16 protein-coding genes are annotated in these 18,953 nt (G+C 56.3%); 9 read left to right on the top strand and 7 right to left on the bottom strand.

Annotation, left to right across the window (positions count from 1 at the left end):
- Positions 1-344: 344 nt before the first annotated feature.
- Positions 345-1,661, bottom strand: coding sequence for an amidohydrolase family protein (locus Q31a_RS21070; protein ID WP_145082279.1), 1,317 nt, complete (start codon positions 1,659-1,661; stop codon positions 345-347).
- A gap of 51 nt (positions 1,662-1,712) precedes the next feature.
- Positions 1,713-1,976: a hypothetical protein gene (locus Q31a_RS21065; RefSeq protein ID WP_145082277.1), complete on the bottom strand. Its 264-nt coding sequence runs from the start codon at positions 1,974-1,976 to the stop codon at positions 1,713-1,715.
- Positions 1,977-2,781: 805 nt separating this feature from the next.
- Here Q31a_RS21065 and pelA point away from each other — a divergent pair.
- Positions 2,782-3,987 (top strand): pectate lyase, encoded by a 1,206-nt coding sequence (pelA, locus tag Q31a_RS21060; protein ID WP_145082275.1) that lies wholly within the window; start codon positions 2,782-2,784, stop codon positions 3,985-3,987.
- A gap of 297 nt (positions 3,988-4,284) precedes the next feature.
- Here the strand turns inward: pelA and Q31a_RS21055 are convergent, their stop codons facing one another.
- On the bottom strand, positions 4,285-5,790 hold the full coding sequence (locus Q31a_RS21055) for a M20/M25/M40 family metallo-hydrolase (RefSeq protein WP_231691257.1): 1,506 nt from the start codon (positions 5,788-5,790) through the stop codon (positions 4,285-4,287).
- Between the two features lie 225 nt (positions 5,791-6,015).
- Positions 6,016-7,119, bottom strand: a complete 1,104-nt coding sequence (locus Q31a_RS21050) for a phosphotransferase (RefSeq protein WP_145082271.1) — start codon at positions 7,117-7,119, stop codon at positions 6,016-6,018.
- Between the two features lie 282 nt (positions 7,120-7,401).
- Between Q31a_RS21050 and Q31a_RS21045 the strand changes: the two genes are divergently transcribed.
- Together Q31a_RS21045 and Q31a_RS21040 are read left to right on the top strand one after the other, a co-directional pair.
- The gene (locus tag Q31a_RS21045) at positions 7,402-8,052 is read left to right on the top strand and encodes a TerB family tellurite resistance protein (RefSeq protein ID WP_145082269.1); all 651 of its coding nucleotides are present in this window, start codon (positions 7,402-7,404) and stop codon (positions 8,050-8,052) included.
- A 228-nt stretch (positions 8,053-8,280) separates the two neighbouring features.
- Positions 8,281-9,015, top strand: a complete 735-nt coding sequence (locus Q31a_RS21040) for a UvrB/UvrC motif-containing protein (protein WP_145082267.1) — start codon at positions 8,281-8,283, stop codon at positions 9,013-9,015.
- 9 nt (positions 9,016-9,024) lie between these two features.
- Here Q31a_RS21040 and Q31a_RS21035 read toward each other — a convergent pair whose 3' ends face one another.
- Positions 9,025-9,816, bottom strand: coding sequence for a hypothetical protein (locus tag Q31a_RS21035; RefSeq protein ID WP_145082265.1), 792 nt, complete (start codon positions 9,814-9,816; stop codon positions 9,025-9,027).
- Between the two features lie 224 nt (positions 9,817-10,040).
- Between Q31a_RS21035 and panD the strand changes: the two genes are divergently transcribed.
- Together panD and Q31a_RS30395 are read left to right on the top strand one after the other, a co-directional pair.
- On the top strand, positions 10,041-10,457 hold the full coding sequence (gene panD, locus Q31a_RS21030) for an aspartate 1-decarboxylase (RefSeq protein WP_145082263.1): 417 nt from the start codon (positions 10,041-10,043) through the stop codon (positions 10,455-10,457).
- Positions 10,458-10,751: 294 nt separating this feature from the next.
- The gene (locus Q31a_RS30395) at positions 10,752-10,919 is read left to right on the top strand and encodes a hypothetical protein (RefSeq protein WP_197355452.1); all 168 of its coding nucleotides are present in this window, start codon (positions 10,752-10,754) and stop codon (positions 10,917-10,919) included.
- Between the two features lie 71 nt (positions 10,920-10,990).
- Here the strand turns inward: Q31a_RS30395 and Q31a_RS21025 are convergent, their stop codons facing one another.
- Positions 10,991-11,941, bottom strand: a complete 951-nt coding sequence (locus Q31a_RS21025) for a GNAT family N-acetyltransferase (protein WP_145082261.1) — start codon at positions 11,939-11,941, stop codon at positions 10,991-10,993.
- Positions 11,942-12,129: 188 nt separating this feature from the next.
- On the opposite strand from Q31a_RS21025, the gene Q31a_RS21020 reads away from it, so the two are divergent.
- Genes Q31a_RS21020 through mutY form a run of 3 tightly spaced genes read left to right on the top strand, consistent with a single transcriptional unit; the run spans position 12,130 to position 16,141 of the window.
- Positions 12,130-13,530: a PDZ domain-containing protein gene (locus Q31a_RS21020; protein WP_197355451.1), complete on the top strand. Its 1,401-nt coding sequence runs from the start codon at positions 12,130-12,132 to the stop codon at positions 13,528-13,530.
- Positions 13,530-14,972 (top strand): PDZ domain-containing protein, encoded by a 1,443-nt coding sequence (locus Q31a_RS21015; RefSeq protein WP_145082257.1) that lies wholly within the window; start codon positions 13,530-13,532, stop codon positions 14,970-14,972. The genes Q31a_RS21020 and Q31a_RS21015 overlap by 1 nt, the downstream gene beginning before the upstream one ends.
- Before the next feature lie 50 nt (positions 14,973-15,022).
- Positions 15,023-16,141 (top strand): A/G-specific adenine glycosylase, encoded by a 1,119-nt coding sequence (gene mutY / locus Q31a_RS21010; protein WP_197355450.1) that lies wholly within the window; start codon positions 15,023-15,025, stop codon positions 16,139-16,141.
- Positions 16,142-16,233: 92 nt separating this feature from the next.
- Here the strand turns inward: mutY and Q31a_RS21005 are convergent, their stop codons facing one another.
- The gene (locus tag Q31a_RS21005; protein WP_145082252.1) at positions 16,234-18,399 is read right to left on the bottom strand and encodes a DUF2079 domain-containing protein; all 2,166 of its coding nucleotides are present in this window, start codon (positions 18,397-18,399) and stop codon (positions 16,234-16,236) included.
- Between the two features lie 143 nt (positions 18,400-18,542).
- Between Q31a_RS21005 and Q31a_RS21000 the strand changes: the two genes are divergently transcribed.
- Positions 18,543-18,947, top strand: a complete 405-nt coding sequence (locus Q31a_RS21000; protein WP_145082251.1) for a hypothetical protein — start codon at positions 18,543-18,545, stop codon at positions 18,945-18,947.
- The last annotated feature ends 6 nt before the right edge of the window (positions 18,948-18,953 follow it).

The raw sequence follows: 18,953 nt of genomic DNA, 5'->3' as shown, positions 1-18,953 counted from the left end.
CTCAGCAACACTCAGCAAACTGGCAGAGCAGTTGGCATGTCTGCTCGAACGGTCACCACCCCCCGGGCCAAGCCTTGAAGCCACCGGTCTACCAGACTCCGGTTTGCAAGTCAGAGCCTGATACGGAGTGGGCCGCTGGTAGGGTTGCTAAGGGAGGAAGCGGGACGTGAGTCGCTCTAGGACTCAATCGCTCTGAAGGTGCCAATTCTAACCGATTGCGAGCCCCAAAAGGTTGTGAGCCACCCCTAAGTTCGATTTCCATCGCAGATTTCTCCACGTCGCTACCGGTGTTGCCGGGGCTGCCACGAAAATATTGCTGGTCCGCTGCGCGGCGATCGTAAAACCTAGCTAGGGCCGCTCAGCAGGGACTCTAGCAACGTTGCTTTGGAGCAAGTCTCAGAGATGCTTGCCACTGCAATCGCCGCACGCTTGCCGACAGCCAAAGTACCGTGGATCCTTTCCAATCCCAATGCACGGGCCGCCGTGCTTGTCACCATGGCCAAAGCAGTTTCCGGTGATAGCCAAGGATGTTGCTCCCGCAAGGCTCGAAGCTCTGCCAGCATATCCAAGTCGGGCGTGCTGGCTCGCGAATCGGTGCCAAGCACAACCGGTACTCCAGCCTTTAGCAGTTGCTTGAGCGGATAGGGGCGGTGCCCAAAATGCAAGTGGGTTCTGGGGCAGTAGACCACGGTCGTCGTGCCGCCACTGGAGGCAATCTGATCGATGTTGTGGGAGGTCAGGTAGTTACCATGGATCAAGAGAGCCCGGTCTGAACCAGACAGCAAATCGATGCAATGTTCGATTTGCGGACGTTCGGCATCGAGTGGAACACCGAGTCGTTCAAATGCGTCTCGGAATGGGCCGCTGCCGTGTGCCAACCATTCCAATTCGTCGAGAGATTCTGCCACGTGCATGGCGCGTGGCACACTTCGCGGGAGTCTATTAAGGAACTCCAGCACGGGGGCGAGTGTGAGCGAGTAGGGAGCATGTGGGGAAACTCCCAGCTGTTCCACACCAGCTGGCGCGGGGGCTTGCAGGAGTTGCTGAGCCCACTGACAGGTGGCGTTGAGACGCTCGGTATCGAGCCCGATTAATTCCGGGAACGCCACGACATGAGCTGCCCGTTGCCCTCCCAGATGGAGTTGTAGCAACTCTGCCGGCAATTCTTCGCCTAGCACACTGACCAGCGGGACGAGTGCCGGGAGCTGACGGGGAGTTGCGAATGGGGTTGGAAGGACGGCAGGAGCAGCGGGCAGCCAACTCGGCTGCCACGGCATGCTCACAATGTCCCCGACCACGTTCGTACCACTAGAAAAAACTTCTTCCAGACCGCGGGCAAGTGTCGCCTGCGTGTGTTCGATCCCTTGCTTTACAGTTTGGAGGCGGCTCAGCTCGCGACGTCGTCCAACGACTGCTCCAATCCACTCCGGGAAGCTCCCACCCGCTGGTAAGGGAGAAGCCAAATCACTGAACTCCAGGTGGGTATGGCAGTTCACGAGACCGGGTAGCAACGCGTGGTGGGTGAGCTCCACATCTGCGGGCAGATGCGTCTTGGGAGTCACCTCAATGATGGTGCCACCACGGATTACGAGCTGGCCGGGGTGATGGATCTCCTGCGGGGAAGCCACAATAAAACGAGCTTGAATGCGCAGGGTTTCCATAACCTATCGATCCCGTTGAGCAGGCATCCCATACACCTCGGGGACGCGTCTCTAGCGACGCCGAATTCGCTTGCGCCAGTGTTCGACATCGAGTTCATTCATGGTCTCACCGTCGAGGCAAATCAAGATTCGCTGAGTGCGTTCGTCCGCATCAGCCAGAAGCTTTGCAGCGGCTTCACCGCTGGCGGCCTCTACTTTGGTGTCTAATAAGAGATTGCCGTCGTTGTCCAGCTGACGAATTTCATAAGTCTTCATTCCGGTATTGGTGACTTCAGAATACAAAATAGCTCCTTCATAAAATGGAAGTTCAAGCACAAAAGCTCCCGCCGTGTTGGGCACCGCAGAGAACTTGGTTCCCTCCCAGGAAATGACAATCGCCGCCTGTTGTCAAGTGCAACCTATTGCACTCAATGACGTTTCCAGCCTCGTCCCTAGCGAGTCGGGAGGCAGATGAGTAGGTGCCAGATTGACCGGTAGTCCCCATGGGGTGATTAAAGTTCTTTTCTAAATTTGCTAGGAGTTTTTTCCCATACCAGTTAATTTGGGGCATTCCCAGCGAGATTTCGGCATGATCCAAAACCGACGCACGCTGCATGGAGCGGTCCTGGATGGGCCGCTGTGCCGTCGCAGGATGCTTCATGGACCCGGCCGAACGAGGGGTGGCGATGCCTTGCTCTCCAGCTGCCGAATTCGCAATCCGCCGCGTGGCGGCGAGTTAGACAGAGTGGCCCGATGCATGTCTGCCTGTAGAACCTGTCTCCCCTAGGAATAGCAAGCCACCAAGTATGTCAGTCGCGTGTGCAAGGACAATGCGGATACCACTCCGTGTTGGTTGGGAGTTGCCCTGCCGCACTTGGCGTGTGTGCTCCAGATGCTCTCATAAATCACAAACGTAGTGCGTTAAGAAGTCGTGCGCCAAGAATAGGAGCGGGCGCTGCTGCCATGCGTTACTGTAGGGGATTGGAGGCCGCTGCTCAGTGAAGCGGAAGTTGCAGCGACCGCCCGTTAGGAGACCGGTTATCATGCGAAGCGTGATGAAATCAGCGAGCGGCCAGTGCTCTTTTTCAACCCTCAATTCGTCCGAGTGGGCGATTGCATCGATCCTACGAAAGCCCGTCCCATGAAATTTTCACTTTCTAAGATCCTACTGGTTGTGGTGCACGTATGTGTGTGCGTTAGCTGGCTTGGAATGTCGATAGCCCGAGCTCAGCCTGAGACGCAAGCATTGCGTCCGATTGCCCTGAATTCCTTTGGAAGTTGTATTAGTCATTGGCGAAATCTACGAGACGAAAATCGTTTCATCCATGTTGAAGAGGGTCAGCCCTCCTACCAAGCCTCGCAAGTTACCGAGATTGTTCAGAATATATTGCTCTTCCAAAGAGCTAACGGAGGATGGCCCAAGGATTATGACGTGACAGCGGTGTTAACTCCCGAGCAACGTGCGCGGGTGATGGGCACACGGAACCGCGAAGATGCATCCTACGACAACGACAATCTGTTTTCGCAAGTTGAGTATTTGGCGCGTGCGGTCCACCAAATTGACGTTCCGGAATGGCGGCTGGGATGCGAAAAGGGGATCGATTTCATCCTTCGCTCGCAATATTCCCACGGAGGGTTTCCACAACGCTTCCCCAAGCCGCACAGCTATCATGCGCATGTAACCTTCAATGACGGTGTCATGATCGGTATTTTGAAAGTCCTGCAGGATGCTGGTCACGCAGCACCCCATTTTCAGTGGCTCGACCAGAATCGACGCAAACTGGCGAGAGAGGCTGTCGAGCGAGGGATCACGTGCATTCTCCGTTGCCAGATTCGGACGGAGGGAGAGCTGACCGGTTGGTGTCAGCAGCACGATGAGAAAACGTTCGCTCCTAGATCCGCGAGGACTTTTGAACTGGCGTCCATCTGTCCACAGGAGACGACTGCTATTACCCGTTTCCTGATGGCTCAGCAGAATCCCTCACCGGAACTGGTCCACTCGGTCGATGCTGCGGTTGCCTGGCTGCAGCGGGGTGCGTTGAAAGGGATTCGCGTCGAAAAGGTTGCGTCGACTCCCGAGTCCTTTTTGCGACACGATACCGATTTTGATGTCGTGGTGGTGAACGATTCCCAAGCGGAACCGCTGTGGGCCCGCCATTATGAAATCGGTACCAATCGTCCCGTATTTGCGGGACGCGATGGAATCAAAAAGTACGCATTGGCGGAGATTGAACGCGAACGACGGACCGGAACACCCTGGTACGGTGGCTGGCCTCGTGCGCTGCTCGAAAGCGAGTATCCAAGGTGGAAGAGAGATTTAAGCCAACGTTCCTCAGCAAGCGAATGATTGCCGATGGGCGAAGTCCTGCGAGGCACTCACTAAGACTTGAGTTTATCAGTGGCAAACCGATTCCGTAGTTGACGTTCGGAAAGCTAGCAGACTCTCTCCTCGACTCGTTCGCGCAGCGGGACGAGCGTGAGTTGCCTTGGGGGCCGGGATGCGCGGGATTGCTGAGCCACCGTTGGCGATCTTGCCTCGTTCGCAGGTGATTCGCTTGCAACGACAAAAGGCAGCCCTGTGCAATTCCCGGTTCCCGTGACGAAGCATACGTAGCCATGGTCGCATGCATCGTGGGTAGACTTCCTACTGCGTGGTGTTCTTAATGAACTGATGGTAGAAGCGAATGATTTCGAAGTAGTTTGCTTTGGCGATGCGCTCGTTAACCCCATGGAATCGCCGGGTATCTGCCTCGGACAATCTAGTTGGGATGAAACGGTAAATGTGGTTGCAAAGATCCGCATAGTGAACCGTGTCGGTCGCCCCCACTAGGACAAAGGGGGCCACCACGACGTCGTTAGAAATCTCCCGAATGGTCCGATGCAGTTGCTGGAAGGGGGCTGACTGGGTACTCGAAATGGCCGAAGCTTCGGAGCCTGGGGGAACCATGTCAATTGCGACGCGGTCGTCGCCAATGGTGGTGGTTAGATGTTGCAAAATAGCTTCGTTTGAGTCCCCTGGCATGAGGCGAATGTTGAGAGTTGCGACGGCTTGATTGGGGAGAACATTGGGGAGCGTTCCGCCTGTTATCATGGTGGATGCAATTGTCGAACGCAGCATGGCATTGCCACTCGGCTTGGCGGACAACGTGCGTTCGATCAAGGGTTGGAAAAGCCACATGTTTGCCATGGCAAAGCGGCTCAACGCAGAAGGCATTTCAGGACCAATGTATTGGAGCGTCTCCCGCATGGCAACTTCCGTGCGAGCAGGCAGCGGATGAGTCTGCGCCTTGTGAACGGCTGAGGAGAGGATCGAGATGGCGGTCTCTGCAGGCGGCATGGACGAATGCCCCACTTGCTCGGAGGCTAGGTCGACCTTCAGTTCCACGTTGAGATACCCTTTTTCGGCGATCCCCACCAGAGCCGCAGGCCGCCCCTGAAGACCGGGGAACTCTGTAAAGATGCATCCTCCCTCGTCGAGAATGAGGTGCAGTTTATGGCCCTGGCTGCGCATCCATTCGGCAATTTTTTTATTTCCGCTGGCGCCGCCGAGCTCTTCATCATGTCCCAATGCGATGAACACGGTGCGGTCGGGTTGGAACCCTTCATCGACCAATTGGGAAACCGCTTCTAGGATGCCCATCACTCCATGTTTGCAGTCGATGGTTCCCCGCCCCCAAATAAACTCTCCGTCCGATTTCCCAGAAAAGGGAGGGTGCGTCCACTGGTCTAGGGAGCTCCGCTCCGCTGGCACGACATCCATGTGCGACATGAGCAGGATCGGCTCTAACTGGGGCTGACGACCGGGCCATTCGAGCAGCACGCTGGGGTTGAGCTCATCACCAAAATCGATTCCCGTTCGGCGAATAAAGGGCAGCTGATGCAGGTGGGGGAAGGTCGTTTCGAGATAGCTTCGGAGTTGATGCAGGCTAGAGTCGGCAGTCAGTTTGGCCATGCTCAGCGAGACGGTCGGGATTTGAATCGCTGCAGATAAGTGTTCTTCGACAGTCGATTCGTCGAGCGCTAAGACAGCAACGGGAGAGAGTTGCAGTTGGCGTGACTGGAATTGGGAAAGATTCCAACTGCCGATGCCGATGAGCAAGAGCAGTGCGACGATCAATAGGCCAAGGATCCGTTTGAGTACCGTCCGCATGCGTTTCACAGGCTATCTCCAGTTCCATGGACCATGATTGCGTGGGACGTATGTGCGTTGCATCCAGCGCCCCGGGTATTCCCAAAATTCTCCAACACTAGTTTCTCCAGCACCCAGTTTCTCCAGCACCCAGTTTCTCCAGCACACCGTTTTTTTCCAGCGCATCGTCGATCCGTTGTTAGGCCTGGGGTGGAAGGCGTCGCAGCTTAGTTTAGCCTGCGGCGTCTAGGGTGGCCAGTTGGAGCGTAAGCGAGCGAGGAAGAGGTCCCACCGCTCGCGCAATAGGGAGGTGGGACCAGGGAACGCACGCTGTTCTAAAATCAGCCATTGATACCACTGGAGAGCGGACAGTAGGGTTGCCACGTGGTCAAGTAAATCAACGCGTTGGAATTCAGTCCCCTGGACGCCGTTTGCTCCGAGGGCCGGTGGAAGGCAGGATGTATCGAGCTTCTCGCGATAAATTGCCCAAGCTGTTTGCCGACGTTGCGCGTCAAACGGTTCGAGGCTTCCCAGGAGTCGCGCAAGGTCCGTGGCGGGTTCGTCGATGCGGACCGCTCCATAATCGATAATGCCGGTCACTTGCTCGCCAGTGTACAAGATGTGATCGCTCCAAACGTCGCGTAGTACGAATTGCAAAGGGACTTGCTGTGGGGCGATCGCCACGAGCCTCTCTCGGAGCGGCGGTCCGTGGGCGAGCAGCATTTGTAGCGTTGCGTGGACTCTGGTTGAGTCCGACGTTTGGGACGTGGTTTGAGCCGTTCCGTACTGCGGGCTGGGAGGAAGACTAAGAAGCTGCGGGGTGGTTGGAATAGATTGTGAGGCGGCGGGCTGAGCTGCCAGGCGATTGAGCTGCGTGGGCTGAAGCCAGAAATCGAGTCGGGCCAATCGATCCTGGATGGTGGGACTGACACCTAGCTGACGATCGCGGCTCCATGCTTGATGCAAATCTGCCAAGGCGAAGGCTGCAGCGGCGAGTTTGTCTGGGGTCGGGTGCTCGAGGTAGTCGGCGGCTCCCGGTAGCCATTCGGTCAATTCCCAGAGACGCTGACCGTCCGATACAAAAGAGGCTCCGGAGGGCGTCAGGCTCAATGCGGGGACGGTGCTCAGGCCGGCCTGTCGTGCACGGGAGATGGCGGTGTGGATTAGTCGCAATCGTTCGGGCTGGGGGTGTTGAGCGGGCCAGCAACGGAGGCAGGCGGGCCCGAAACGCGAAGAGCACCTCCAGATCATCGCACCGGACAGCCCGCCTTGGGTGCGCTCAATTAGCTTGACGGAATTTGGGACCAACAGCTGTCGAGCGACAGTTTCTGAGATAGGATGATCAGTCATGTCGACCTAAAAAATGAGTCCAGAGGCCTCACCGCGATCTTGTTGGATTAACGGGGGTGGGAGTTACCTTGGGGACGCCTGATGGAAGTATCATCAGGTAAGCGTCTCAAGGATCGTGCAGTAAACAAAGTTTTGTAAACAAAGTCTTGTAGATAAAGTTGAAAGCTACTGGCTGGGAGGCCTTCCCCAATGAGCCGCTACGAGGCTCAACGAAGTTCGCAACTTTCTTTACCGCTAACCTTACTTTATCTCACCCCGTTAGTCTTCGGAGCGCAGTGATTTATGCTTGTCATCGGGACGTTTGATTGGGCCAGCACGCGTTTGCGCGGAATGTTCGCATGTCCCAATTGTGAGTCGACGGAGTCGTTCCGCTTGCGGGCCTCGCGTCCATTCCTGACCCTCTATTTCATTCCAGTACTGCCGATCGGTGGGCTGCACGAATACGTGGAGTGCAGCAATTGCAAATCCTCTTTTGAGCCGGTGGTGCTGACAAATCATATGGTACCCGCGACCGGGAGCGGGGGATCGACGATGCCTCAGACTAACGAGGCACCCTTTGAGATCGATTTGCTTACGATTCTGGCTTTGATGATGGTTGAGGATGGGCAGGTAACGGAAGGAGAAATTCGCATCGCACGCCGGTTGTTTGAGAATATGACCGAGGAGAATTTAACCCGCGAAGACTTGGGGAAAGCTTGTTCACAAGTCCAAGTTAAGAGATTGAACACAAGCAACTTCCTGGCCACTGCGGCACCGCGGCGAACGCATGATGAAAAATTGCTGATGGTTCAAGCGATGTTTGGAGTGGCGGGCGCCGATGGAGAAATTTCGCCGGGACGCATGAGCTCGATGGTCCGTGCCCAGCAATTGCTGGGACTCGATGAATCCGAATTCCAACTAGCTGTCCAAGCCACCTCCGGCTGGCTGACTTAAAATTTGCGGGACCGCCCTACCCGACTTTAGTAGGGGAAAGCGGAGGAGATGCCTCGTGCCTGTGGGGGGGGCGTGCAGCAGGCTAACCGTTAAACGTTCGCCATTCCCATCAGCAAACAGCCATGCCCGGTAACTCCCCGAGCTCGGCGGGACCCAATCCTTCACTGTCGCGATTCAGTTGCTATACTTGCTGACGTGAACTAGTTTTTCTTTGGGGGACAACTTGTCATGAACACGAACCAGCACCTAGATGATTTATTGCAGCAATGGCCGTTCGAGCCAGAAGCACTCGGCGTACGATTGCTTAAAGGGGAAGATGGACGGGACATCATCCAGTTGCGGGTTGATTTGGGGATTCTTCAGTTAGAGACTACAGGGCGTCCCGATGGCTTACGGCCAGAAGGCCATGCCACGCTGCTCGAATTGCTTCAGCAGCGCGAAGGCGAGGACCCTACCTTTGAGCTGGACGATGAAATATCGACAGAGATTGACCGTGAGTTTGTGCAGTTCTACCATCGCCGGGTTGCGTGGCTGCGCCTGCAGCGGTTTGATCGAGCGGTTGAAGATGCCGATCACACCTTGGATTTGATGGATTTCTGCCGCGAAAACTCACCCTGTGAAGAATGGACGTTCCAGCACGAGCAGCATCGTGCCTTCGTCCTCTTCCACCGCAGTCAGGCCTGCGCCTTGGCTGCCATTGAAGACCAAATGCCGGCCAAAGCCATCGAAGCGTTGGACCAGGGGCTTGAGCAAATTCGGGAGAGTTTCGAAGAGCTGGGGTGGGAAGATCAGTTTGAGTCGGACGAGTTGGTGGAGAGATTAATCCATCTCCGGGAGTCGTTGACGAGTGATTTTTCGATCGAAAAAAGCCTTAGCGATCAGCTGTCCGATGCCGTGGCTTCCGAGCAATACGAGCTGGCTGCAGAGCTGCGCGATCGCATCGCACAGCGTGAGGAAGCCTAGGCCAATCCACTAGCGAGGCCGGTAGAAGAACTCGCGATCTGACTGAGTGTCCAGTGGCGGCGCGTCGGGGTAGTTGCCGTCGTACCAAGGCTGGCCATTGTAGGTCGGTGATAGCGGGAACCCACGCGAACCGGGATTGTTTGGATAGCGGCTACCTGGATAGTTGTTACCTGGATAGTTGCTACCTGGATAGTTGCTACCTGGATAGTTGCCGTAGCCCGGGGGACTATAACCCGCGGGAGGTTGATTTCCAGCTGGTGGCGGTCCGTGATGCGGGGGAGAGCTTGGCGGATTGCCGGCTTGACCACCACCGGCGTGACCACCACCCGGATATCCTGCGCCCGGGAATCCTTTACCGGGGTAAGGAGTGGGATAGTAGCCACCGTAGCCGGCTCCATTGAAAATGCCGTACGGAGCCTGAGGCCCCCATTGCGAATAGGGCACGGCATAGGGGTGGTAAGGGAATCGCCACTGCTCATACGGCTGAATCTGGCGTCCCCATTGCTCGGTCCTGTGGTAATTATCCGATGTTTGCCCAACCTGGAGCGTACTGCGGTAGTTCCGGTATCCGCTACTTTGGTAGTCGGCCCGAAAGGGGGCTTCCGGTTGCACAGGCTGGTTGTATTGATCAACCCGCAGGCCGCTGTTGGGGGCGTGGGTGTAGGTCGAATTCCAAGTCATCCACTCCTCGGCTGGAGCCGACTCAATACCGATCCAAGCGGGCACCGCACTGAGGATAAGAGCGGTCAAGCGACGAACTAGACTAATGTTAGGGATGGAAGTGTGCATAGCTTCCAGCATAATTGGAGGCGGTTAGAAACTACGCAGAACAGTCGCTGGAGCTGGATTTCACCTCCGAGCAGGGCGGTTTTTGGCGACTTTGAGGGTTATGTCGGCTGTTTGGGGATTCCATCCGTTAGTGGAGGTGTACAATTCGGTCCCGCACGCCCTCCAATTCAGTGCATTCACTGAATCACCGGCGTTGGTCACGGGTGTAATTGCACTATCGCATTCTGATTCTTGCTATGTATCGAAAATTTCTCCGCTCCAAAATTCACCGCGCGACCGTTACTCAAGCCGACGTAGACTACGAAGGCTCCCTGACGATTCCACCGAATCTCCTGCAAGCGGCGGATATCCGGCCCTATGAGGCGGTTCACGTTTGGAATGTTACGCGCGGTACGCGAGTCGAGACCTATGCGATCACCGGCGTGGAGGGGAGCACCGATATCTGTGCCAATGGCGCGGCCGCTCATCTCATTCAGCCCGGGGACATTATCATCATTGCGACGTTTGCATTTGTCGCAGAGGCGGAAGAGATGCCTGCTGTTGAACCGCGAGTCGTGTTTGTCGACGCTGGCAACAAAATGGTGCAGCTCGATACCGAGGTTGCCGGACCGCTGCGTCGCGCGGCGATTGAACGCGCGGCCGACTGCTGCTGAGTCCCAGGCGGCCTGTGAGCTGACGTTCTTGGTGTGATCTCCCCGTCGGTTGGCTGGTGCCGATCTCAGATGCAACCCTCATGAAGCAAGGGGGGGCTGACGTCCGCGTGGCTCCTCGCGCATCTAGTGCGCGGCCACTGCTCTCCGAGGCTGCTAGTCGTGGTGGATGAGTAAAGGCATTGGCTCCCTCCGATTTCTGCCATCTCAAGTCGGCTGATTGAACGGCTGTCCCGCCATTGACGGAATCGCTTTCCAGTCCCATTCAACCTCGAAATGCACTCCCATCCTCGCTCAATGCTGCGAAGCATCCAGCAGCTGTTTTGGGCAGGAAGATGGAGACAGGAAGATGGAGATGGAAAGATGTTGGTGGAAAGATGTTGGTGGAAAGATGTTGGTGGAAAGATGTTGGTGGAGCTGGCTGCCTTTATGGCGAGACTCAAAAAACGCTCTTGGGTCGAATAGCGTTATGCAGTGAGGGGATTGGGCGATAGGACGACTCACTGTGTGCCCACTTTGAGGAACAGCAGGGCGAGTCAGGCTTGTAGCCAGACGCTAAAGCTTTGGTGGGGGGTGAACCCGAATTGCTGGTAGATCGAGAGTGCTGGCGTATTGGCATCGTCGACGGCAGCCACCAGCAACGAGGCCTTGAGCGACTGTGCAACGTCGATCGCTTGGGATACCAGTTGACGCCCGAAGCCCTGCCCACGCATCGAGGGTAGTAATCCCAAATAGCTCAGTTCCACCAATTCGTTGCCGTGTGGGTTGAGTAGCAAGCAACCGGCGAGCTCGGAGGAGACCAAAGTACCGGTGGCGTTTGGACCGAGGGTGTGCAAGGTAAACCAGTGGGCTTGTTGCCGAAGAGGCTGGCCGTCTAAGAATCCAGCAAGTACCTGTTGGTGATCGCGTTTGCCGTTGAGCGCTGGGCAGTCGAGAGTGCCTTCGAAGGTTTGGTGGATCAAGTAGGCTAGGCGGCGACTGGATAGTTCTCGGGCTGAGCGGAACATCCCTTGCGTCGGAGCAGCAGTATTGCCAGGAGACGCCGGCCGTTTCTGAGTAGAGGTTCCGTTCAGCTCGAGCGTCAAGTGGCTGACGGTCGTCAACTTCGTAAAGCCAGCCCGGTGCAGCAATTTCGGAGTGATCGAGTCGGTTTGGGGAACCACAGCTTGGATCTGCGATAACCCCAGTTGCCGCGCCTTATTGGCGGACTGACGCAGCAGCTCGATCGCCAGCGTTTCCTGCCCCGACACGCAGCGGACACCACCCAAGGTGGCCACTTGGCCGGGGAGCGGGACGAAATAGGCTGCTGCCAATCGCTTGGAACCTGAAACCACTTGGGAAGGCTGTAAGAAGGGGCCCTGTCGATAGCGTTCAATGGCTTCCCCCAACCGAGCGCGACGCTCATTGTGAGGCAATGCGATTTGGATCCAATTTAGGAGCTGCAAGAGCTCAGCCGGCTCGATACCCGAAGCTTGTAATTCGCCCAATTTACCAGATGTCTTCTTGGAGGAGGTGGAAAAACGTTTGTGAACCCGCTCAATTTGATTTTATCGACTCGGTGAAATTGTACGGACCTGTACAATAAGAAAATGGCAAGAGAAAAGGTTTACGTAGCGACGTAAACTTGAATATTGGGATCGATCGGAAAATGGAATTGGCAAAGGAACGGCTCGTCATGCAAGCAGTCGAATTGGACTCATCTGCTCCCCAACCCTCTTTCTCGGCTGTTTGGACAGCTTCCTGGCTTGGATTGGGAGGACGCTGGTGCGCGAGCCGCACCCTCCTCCCTACTCTGCTGGCCCTGGCCGCTGTTGCGAGCTGGGGGCAGGTGGCACATGCCCAGAGTTACTTGGAGAAGCTGGAGTCGCTGGTAGAGCAGTTTAAGCAACCGACGTCGGAGCCGAAAGAGAATGCGATCCCCAGCTCACCGGCAGGGAGCGTCGAAGAATTGCCAGCGCCCAAAGAGAGCCAGCCCCCGAGCAATGCAATTCCGGCTAAGCCCCTTGAGAGTATTTCAGGCGGAGCTTCCATCCTGGAGCCGCCGTCGATTTCGGCTCCCCCTCCCCTGACATCTGTTCCCCGCAATCAAATTCCTGGCGCGACCTCGCCCGCCGCCGCCACCCCAAGCGTTTCATCACCAGCGGAAACTGCTGGGAGATTGTATCTTGGGCTTGAGGCCGAAGAGCTTCAGAGCGGGGGATTGGGAGTCCGCGTTTCGCACATCACCAACCGCTCGCCAGCTTGGAAAGCGGGCTTTGAGGTGCATGATCGAATTGTGGCGATCAACGGAAATGGCATTACCACCTTGGACGACATGGTGGAGCAATTGAGTCCGTTGAAGCCCGGTGATAGTGCAAGATTTCTAGTGACTCGTGAGGGCCGCAGCATCGAATTGGTCGTCGTGTTTATGGATGCTGACCTGGCGCAACGGATTGCAGGAGGAACGTCTTCCGCGGCCAGTCTTTCGGGAAAAGCATGGTTGGGTGTGGAGGCGGCCGATCTATCGACGGAGTTTCGGAATCAGTTTGGCATCAGCGCTTTTCGTGGCGCGGCTGTTACCAACGTTGCCAGTGGTTCTCCGGCCTCCCTGGCAACTATTCAAGCTGGAGATTGCATCGTGGAAGCCGGTGGGAAACCGATTCAAGGCGTTCGCGACTTGCAAGTTTGGCTGGCCGGCGCTGAGGCCGGCGATACAGTACAATTGATGGTCTATCGCGGAGGGTTTTCGCGTAAGTTGGCGGTGACCTTGACGAACGCCTCGGTGGCGACGCGTGACAAGCGGCTGCCAACCGACCGCATCAATAATACTCGTGGAACGATTGCCATGAGGCCAGCGCCGCCGGCCCCCTCAGCCGAGGCCGCTCCCGCTTCACCGATCGATTCGCGCGAAGAGGTCGCTCTGCAGCTCACTCCTGAGGAACCCTCGGCAGCATCGCCAGAAACGGTGCGCCGCATCGCCGACCTAGAAGATGAAGTGCGTTCATTGCGTGATGAGCTGCAACAGGCGCGAGAAAAACTGCGCAGTACGCAATCGAAACTCAACCAAATCGTGAATGGACTGAAAATCGAAGAATAATGCAAGGTTTACCAAGTGTTTATCGCAATAAGCTCGCCTCACCGTTGCAAGTCTTCCGAGTGTGGCGAATGCCGTCCTCTTTCGCCGCACTGGGCCCAGTGCGAGCTTATCGAATGGGGCTGTTGGTAGTTTGCCTGATGATCTGTCTGGTCACTGCAGGTGCGAACGCTCAGGACGCTCCGCCGCCGGAGACCACCGCAGCGCTGGAGAATAATGATGCGCCGGAGACCACTGAAGGGCGGGAGAGCGGTGCGGAAAAATCCTCCGATCCAGTGGCTGAAAGTGGTTTGCAACCCGAGCCCCCCGATGAGCAGCAGATCCTGGAGAGCATTGCTGGGTTGAATGATTCCAGCTACCGAGCCCGGCAACTGGCCCGATGGCGATTGGAGCAACACCCCGTCGCGAGCTTGAAGGTGATTCAGCAAGTGATCGACCGAGTGGATCACAACACGGGGGCACAGTTGATCGAGTTGCTCGGAACTTTGGCGACTGAGAACGATTTGCAAATCGGTTTAACCGCGCGACGAATTTTGCAAGAGGTTGCCGGACAAGTAACGTATGCAGGAGCCCTCGCCCGCACGACGTTGCAAGCCATCGATGATGTTCAGGAGGCTCAAGCAGTTCAAAAACTCAAGTTGCACGGTGCCAAGCTGCACCATGGGCCGATTCGGCTCTACAACGATGAGGCTATGTCCACTGCGAATCTGCAGTCGGTCCTTGAGCTGGATATTTCGTTTGACTGGAATCGCGATGCCGTTCAACGTATTCGTTTCCTGAAATCGATTGATACTCTGTATATCAATGGGCTGCGTCTGGAACGCGAGCTGTTGGAATCGATTAGCCATTTGAGCAATTTAAGGAATCTCAAGTTTCGGCATGTTGAGGTCTCGCCTGACGATTTCGCACTTCTTCGAGAACTGGTCGATATTGAATACTTGGAGATCTCGTATTCGAACATTGACGATTCTGCGGTGGAGTTGTTGTCGAGTCTTCCGGTTAGTCAGTATCTGAGACTGTTCGGAACCGAAGTCACTCAGGAGGGGGTCGCCAAGATTTCTAAACAGCTGGACAGTGTGAAGATTTTTTATGGTCATGGTGGTTTCTTGGGAGTGGCAGCACCGCAAGCTGTAGTGACGCAGGTCGTACCTGGATCGGCCGCCGATTTAGCTGGGATCCAGCTGGAGGACAGGCTCGATTTAGTGGGGGACGTACCCATTAAGAATTTTGACGAACTCCGCTCCGAGTTGGGGAAATACCGGGTGGGAGAGCCAATCCAAGTCACCCTGACGCGAGCGCCGGAATCGCGACGGCGGCTGCGCATGTTGCCCGCGCCTGTGCCCATTCCCGATGACAAGCCTCAGCCAGATAAGGACGGTGAACAGCCCTCCGAAGACCAGGTAATTGTGGTCACGGTCAAGTTGGGTGAGGAGCCGAGCTACTGAGTTCCGCACTTCTCGACTCATCGCAGTCCAAGGCAAGTTTCCGCAAGCGGTTGGGGGCATGGTTTGAGCGCCATGCGCGCAGTCTACCCTGGCGACAGACGCGCGACCCCTACGCCATCTGGGTCAGCGAGATCATGCTGCAACAGACGCAAGTTGCAACAGTGATCGATTACTACCATCGGTTTCTTCACACCTTTCCTACGGTCTCGGATTTGGCCGCCGCCGAAGAGCAAGAGGTTTTAACGCTCTGGTCAGGATTGGGGTATTATCGACGAGCGCGACAATTACATGCCGCGGCGAAAATGGTCGTTCAGGAGTTTGGTGGAACATTTCCAACTCAATTTGACGACGTCCTGTCGCTGCCCGGTGTCGGGCGCTACACCGCCGGCGCTATTACCTCATTTGCCTACGACATGCCCTCCCCGATCTTGGAAGCGAATACGATTCGGCTCTTCAGTCGCCTCATGGGATTGGAACTCGAGCCGACGACTACGGCCGCTCAGAAAGAGTTATGGGCGTTTGCAGAATCGCTTTTGCCGAGGCGCGGCGGTGGGTCGGCTGCCATCAATCAAGCCGTGATGGAGCTCGGAAGTCTCGTCTGCAAACCGGCTCAGCCGGAGTGTTCCTCGTGTTCCGTTTCCAAGTTTTGCGTAGCCTACCGCCAAGGCACTCAATTGCGTCTGCCTGTGCTCAAAAAGAAGGTGCCCACTGAAGCACGGGTGCATGGTTTAGTCGTGGTCGCCCGGCACGGTAAATACCTCATGCGCCGCAATGGAGACGGTAAATGGTGGCAGGGATTGTGGGATTTCCCACGCGTCGATATCACGGAATTGTTGGCTGTTTCGGTCGGCACTCGCTCCGTAAATGGAAGGCCAGCGGCCAACGCATCCAAGCTGCTAGAGACTGAACCCCAAGAGAGCTCGCTGGTGGAAGCGGCATTGAACTCGGATTTGGATTTGGAGTGCAAGATTACTCAGCGGCTGCTCGTGCTCCGGCATGCCGTGACGCGCTATAAGATTAGCTTGCACTGCTTCGAAGCATCGCTGTCCGCAGGCCAAGCAAAACCTCTGGGAGTCGATTGGCAATGGGTCGAGCTCGAGGTCTGTGACTTGCCGCTGACATCCACGGCAGCCAAATTGCGTCGCCATCTACAAGGCAGCACCGCGTAGCGTTCCGAGTCCCTGCCGGCTGTGACTCCGGGCCAGAGTTGTCGTCAGCGGGGATCTTTCTGCATGCTCCTTACTTTTCAGTGCTACCTGTTCTACTGCAGTTCGAGCAGCACAATGTCGTACTTGTCCGCCACGCTTTGAAAGCCGAGAGCGCGCGCTTCCGCTTCGATGCGCGCGGTCTCCTCGGGGCTTTGTTGAAAGCTCTCGACGCGGTCCAAGAGAATCCAGCGGTAATGCTGTAGGGGTTGGTTCCGCCGGTCTGGAAGGAGTGACAATTGGGGGCGCCGCTGGAGGAATTGTCCAACGGTTTCAATGTCGGCGTTTCCAACCAAATGAGCTGCGATTCGTCCGGTGGCCAAGGTTTCTGCACCGGAATTTCGGATCGCGGCAACCTGCTCGAGCAACCACCGTCCATCGTCCGAATCTGCCTGCCGTGTGAAGTTGGGTGTGCCAGCGTACGACTGGCTTTCGACATCCAGAATGCTAGCAGAGCTGTAGGGGAGTTGTCCCACAAACAGGCTGAGTGTCAGACCGCAGGCCAGTGCGCCCACCCCGGCTCCGCGGGACAAGGCGGCAGGCAATCGACTTGCTCCCTGGAGAGTTGCAAACCACAGGATGGGGAGCAACGTGCTCGAATACTGGAATGCGAGGCACGTGGCGGGGAGATGATCCCATACGCACAGCACACCTAATGGGAGAATACAGGCAAGACACCATCGCCATCCCAGTGCTAACCCCAATGCGTTGCAGGGCAGCAGCAAGCACAAAATGAATGCAAGATTTTTCCACTGCAGGAGTTGTCCCCAAAAAACGGCCGGTTTCAAGATGGGGGAGAGTATCACTTCGGTTGCCGAATTGCCTAGAGCGACGAACCGTCCGGTTTGAAATTCAGCGATCCCACTCCACTGATAGACTGCGAAAAAAGTCAAACCAGAGACCACAGTGATACCAATCCAGCTATTCAGCGAGAGGCCCAAGGTTTGCGTTGGCCGAATTGTGTTGTCCGAGTTGGAGATGACCTCTCCTGAATTCGGTTGGAGGCGGTGTGTGGAGGCGAAGAGTGAAGTGCACTGGAGTGCGGCCGCGGCGCTAAATAGAGTGACCGCTACGATGACTCCCTCTTCCATGGACATCGCCAGGACGGCTGCACCAGCCGCGAGACCCAATCGGCCTGCCAAGAGTGCGGAGAGGGAGCCCAATAGAAGTGGTAGCGCTAAAGAAATGGGATGCCAGCCGTAGGTGTACGCAATATTCATCTGACCTAGTACCGGCTGGGCTAACCACGCCAAACCCCAGGCTGCCGAATTTAGATCTCCGTGCCCTGACTGTAACGCCAGCTTGCGAACGATCAGACCGCCACTGGTCAAAGCCACAGCCTGGACGGCAAAGATGAAGTGCACGTCATGGGTGAGTTCCCAGAGTGGCACCAACAGCAGCAGACCGGGATTGAAGTGATCCCAAAACGGCGGTAGTACCGGTGTTTCCATGAGTACTCCACGACCGGCAGCGGTATTCGCGATGCGTTGGGTGAAGTGGGCAAAGTCATTGAATCCCAGCTGGAAGTTGTTGTAGTAAGTGTGGCTCTGCGCGAACCATAGACTGCCTGTTAGTACGGTGCCCACAACCACCAGGGCTAGCGAGAGCCGTCTCCCGGTCACTTTGCTTGGTTGCCGTAGAGCTGGCTGCCGGGGGGAGCCCCCCTGCTCTGCTTCTCTGGCGTCATGCATGCTGGCGTCACGCATGGCAGCGACGAGGTAAACGAAACTGAACCCGGTCCACCCGCTGAGCCAAAGCGTTTCCCAAAAGAGCCGTTCGAGCTCGAACCCCGTTGCAAGTTGAAGCAAGGATAATCCGAAAGGCAATGCGGCAAGGCTCCAGCTAAGCAACGCGATCTTCAGGCGTGGTGGGCAACCGAATGAGGAGCAACCGTGACGCCAAAATGCGAAGAACCAGGCCGACGCGAGTGCCAAGATTGCTAGGAACGCAGGTTGCGAGACCATCAAAGGTTCTAGCTGAGGCGGACCGGCGACTAGGGTTCGGTATCCCATGACCAGATGATTGCGACTGGCCAAAGCAGATGCAGCCAAGCACCAGTTGAGGGAGGCGATTACGCCCCAGAGTAGAACCCATGCATCTAAAGGGGCAGCTTCCTTTGGAGCACTGGCGAGGGCGGAAGTCGATTTGGTGGAAGCTGTCGGGGTAGAGCGTCGCCGGGAGGACGTAGGGGAGCGAGGCTTGCGTGGCGTCGGACGTGTCATGGTCGAATAGAGCTGGGGGAGTGAATAGTCGACTTAATCGTTAAAGTTTGCCTAAACCGTATAAGCCTTCGGGGTCGATAGTAAACAGGCAAGTGCGGCCATGAGTGCCGCCGGGAAGTCTAAAAAGGGCTAAGAGTATGCGAGTGATCACTTCGAAAATTTTGCTAGCGTTGATCGCAATTCTGACCAGTGGATGCTCGATCTGTGCTCCCGGCTACATGGATGACTATGGTGGGGTCGGAGGCAAACTGCCTCGCGTGGATCCCACGACAGGTCGCGTCGGCTCCCTGTTGAGCGGTGCGGGAGTTGCCGTCGGTCCCAATCAGGCACAATACCATGATTCCTATGATGGTGAATATTACGACGACGGATACTACGAAGCTTTTGAAGGCAATGGTGGCCCCGGCTTGCAGGGTAGCGACGAGTTCTACGAGGGGGGAGTCTACTCCGACGAGTATGGCGGAGGCGTCTATGAAGGCGGTGACGTGTACTATGGTGACGAACAAATCGATGACGGAGGCGTGATCGTCCTGGGAGAGGATTGGTAAGGAAAT

The sequence above is a fragment of the Aureliella helgolandensis genome, from assembly GCF_007752135.1.
In the GTDB taxonomy this organism is placed as follows: Bacteria; Planctomycetota; Planctomycetia; order Pirellulales; family Pirellulaceae; genus Aureliella; species Aureliella helgolandensis.
The sequence above is the reverse complement of the archived record's forward strand: the minus strand, read 5'-3'. Positions and strand labels throughout refer to the sequence as shown.

Bases quoted from the DNA above. Each gene is read 5' to 3' on its own strand.
- Q31a_RS21070 (WP_145082279.1), bottom strand. From the start codon at position 1,661: ATGGAAACCCTGCGCATTCAAGCTCGTTTTATTGTGGCTTCCCCGCAG.
- pelA (WP_145082275.1), top strand. From the start codon at position 2,782: ATGAAATTTTCACTTTCTAAGATCCTACTGGTTGTGGTGCACGTATGT.
- Q31a_RS21055 (WP_231691257.1), bottom strand. From the start codon at position 5,790: ATGCGGACGGTACTCAAACGGATCCTTGGCCTATTGATCGTCGCACTG.
- Q31a_RS21050 (WP_145082271.1), bottom strand. From the start codon at position 7,119: ATGACTGATCATCCTATCTCAGAAACTGTCGCTCGACAGCTGTTGGTC.
- Q31a_RS21045 (WP_145082269.1), top strand. From the start codon at position 7,402: ATGCTTGTCATCGGGACGTTTGATTGGGCCAGCACGCGTTTGCGCGGA.
- Q31a_RS21040 (WP_145082267.1), top strand. From the start codon at position 8,281: ATGAACACGAACCAGCACCTAGATGATTTATTGCAGCAATGGCCGTTC.
- Q31a_RS21035 (WP_145082265.1), bottom strand. From the start codon at position 9,816: ATGCTGGAAGCTATGCACACTTCCATCCCTAACATTAGTCTAGTTCGT.
- panD (WP_145082263.1), top strand. From the start codon at position 10,041: ATGTATCGAAAATTTCTCCGCTCCAAAATTCACCGCGCGACCGTTACT.
- Q31a_RS30395 (WP_197355452.1), top strand. From the start codon at position 10,752: ATGCTGCGAAGCATCCAGCAGCTGTTTTGGGCAGGAAGATGGAGACAG.
- Q31a_RS21020 (WP_197355451.1), top strand. From the start codon at position 12,130: ATGCAAGCAGTCGAATTGGACTCATCTGCTCCCCAACCCTCTTTCTCG.
- Q31a_RS21015 (WP_145082257.1), top strand. From the start codon at position 13,530: ATGCAAGGTTTACCAAGTGTTTATCGCAATAAGCTCGCCTCACCGTTG.
- Q31a_RS21005 (WP_145082252.1), bottom strand. From the start codon at position 18,399: ATGACACGTCCGACGCCACGCAAGCCTCGCTCCCCTACGTCCTCCCGG.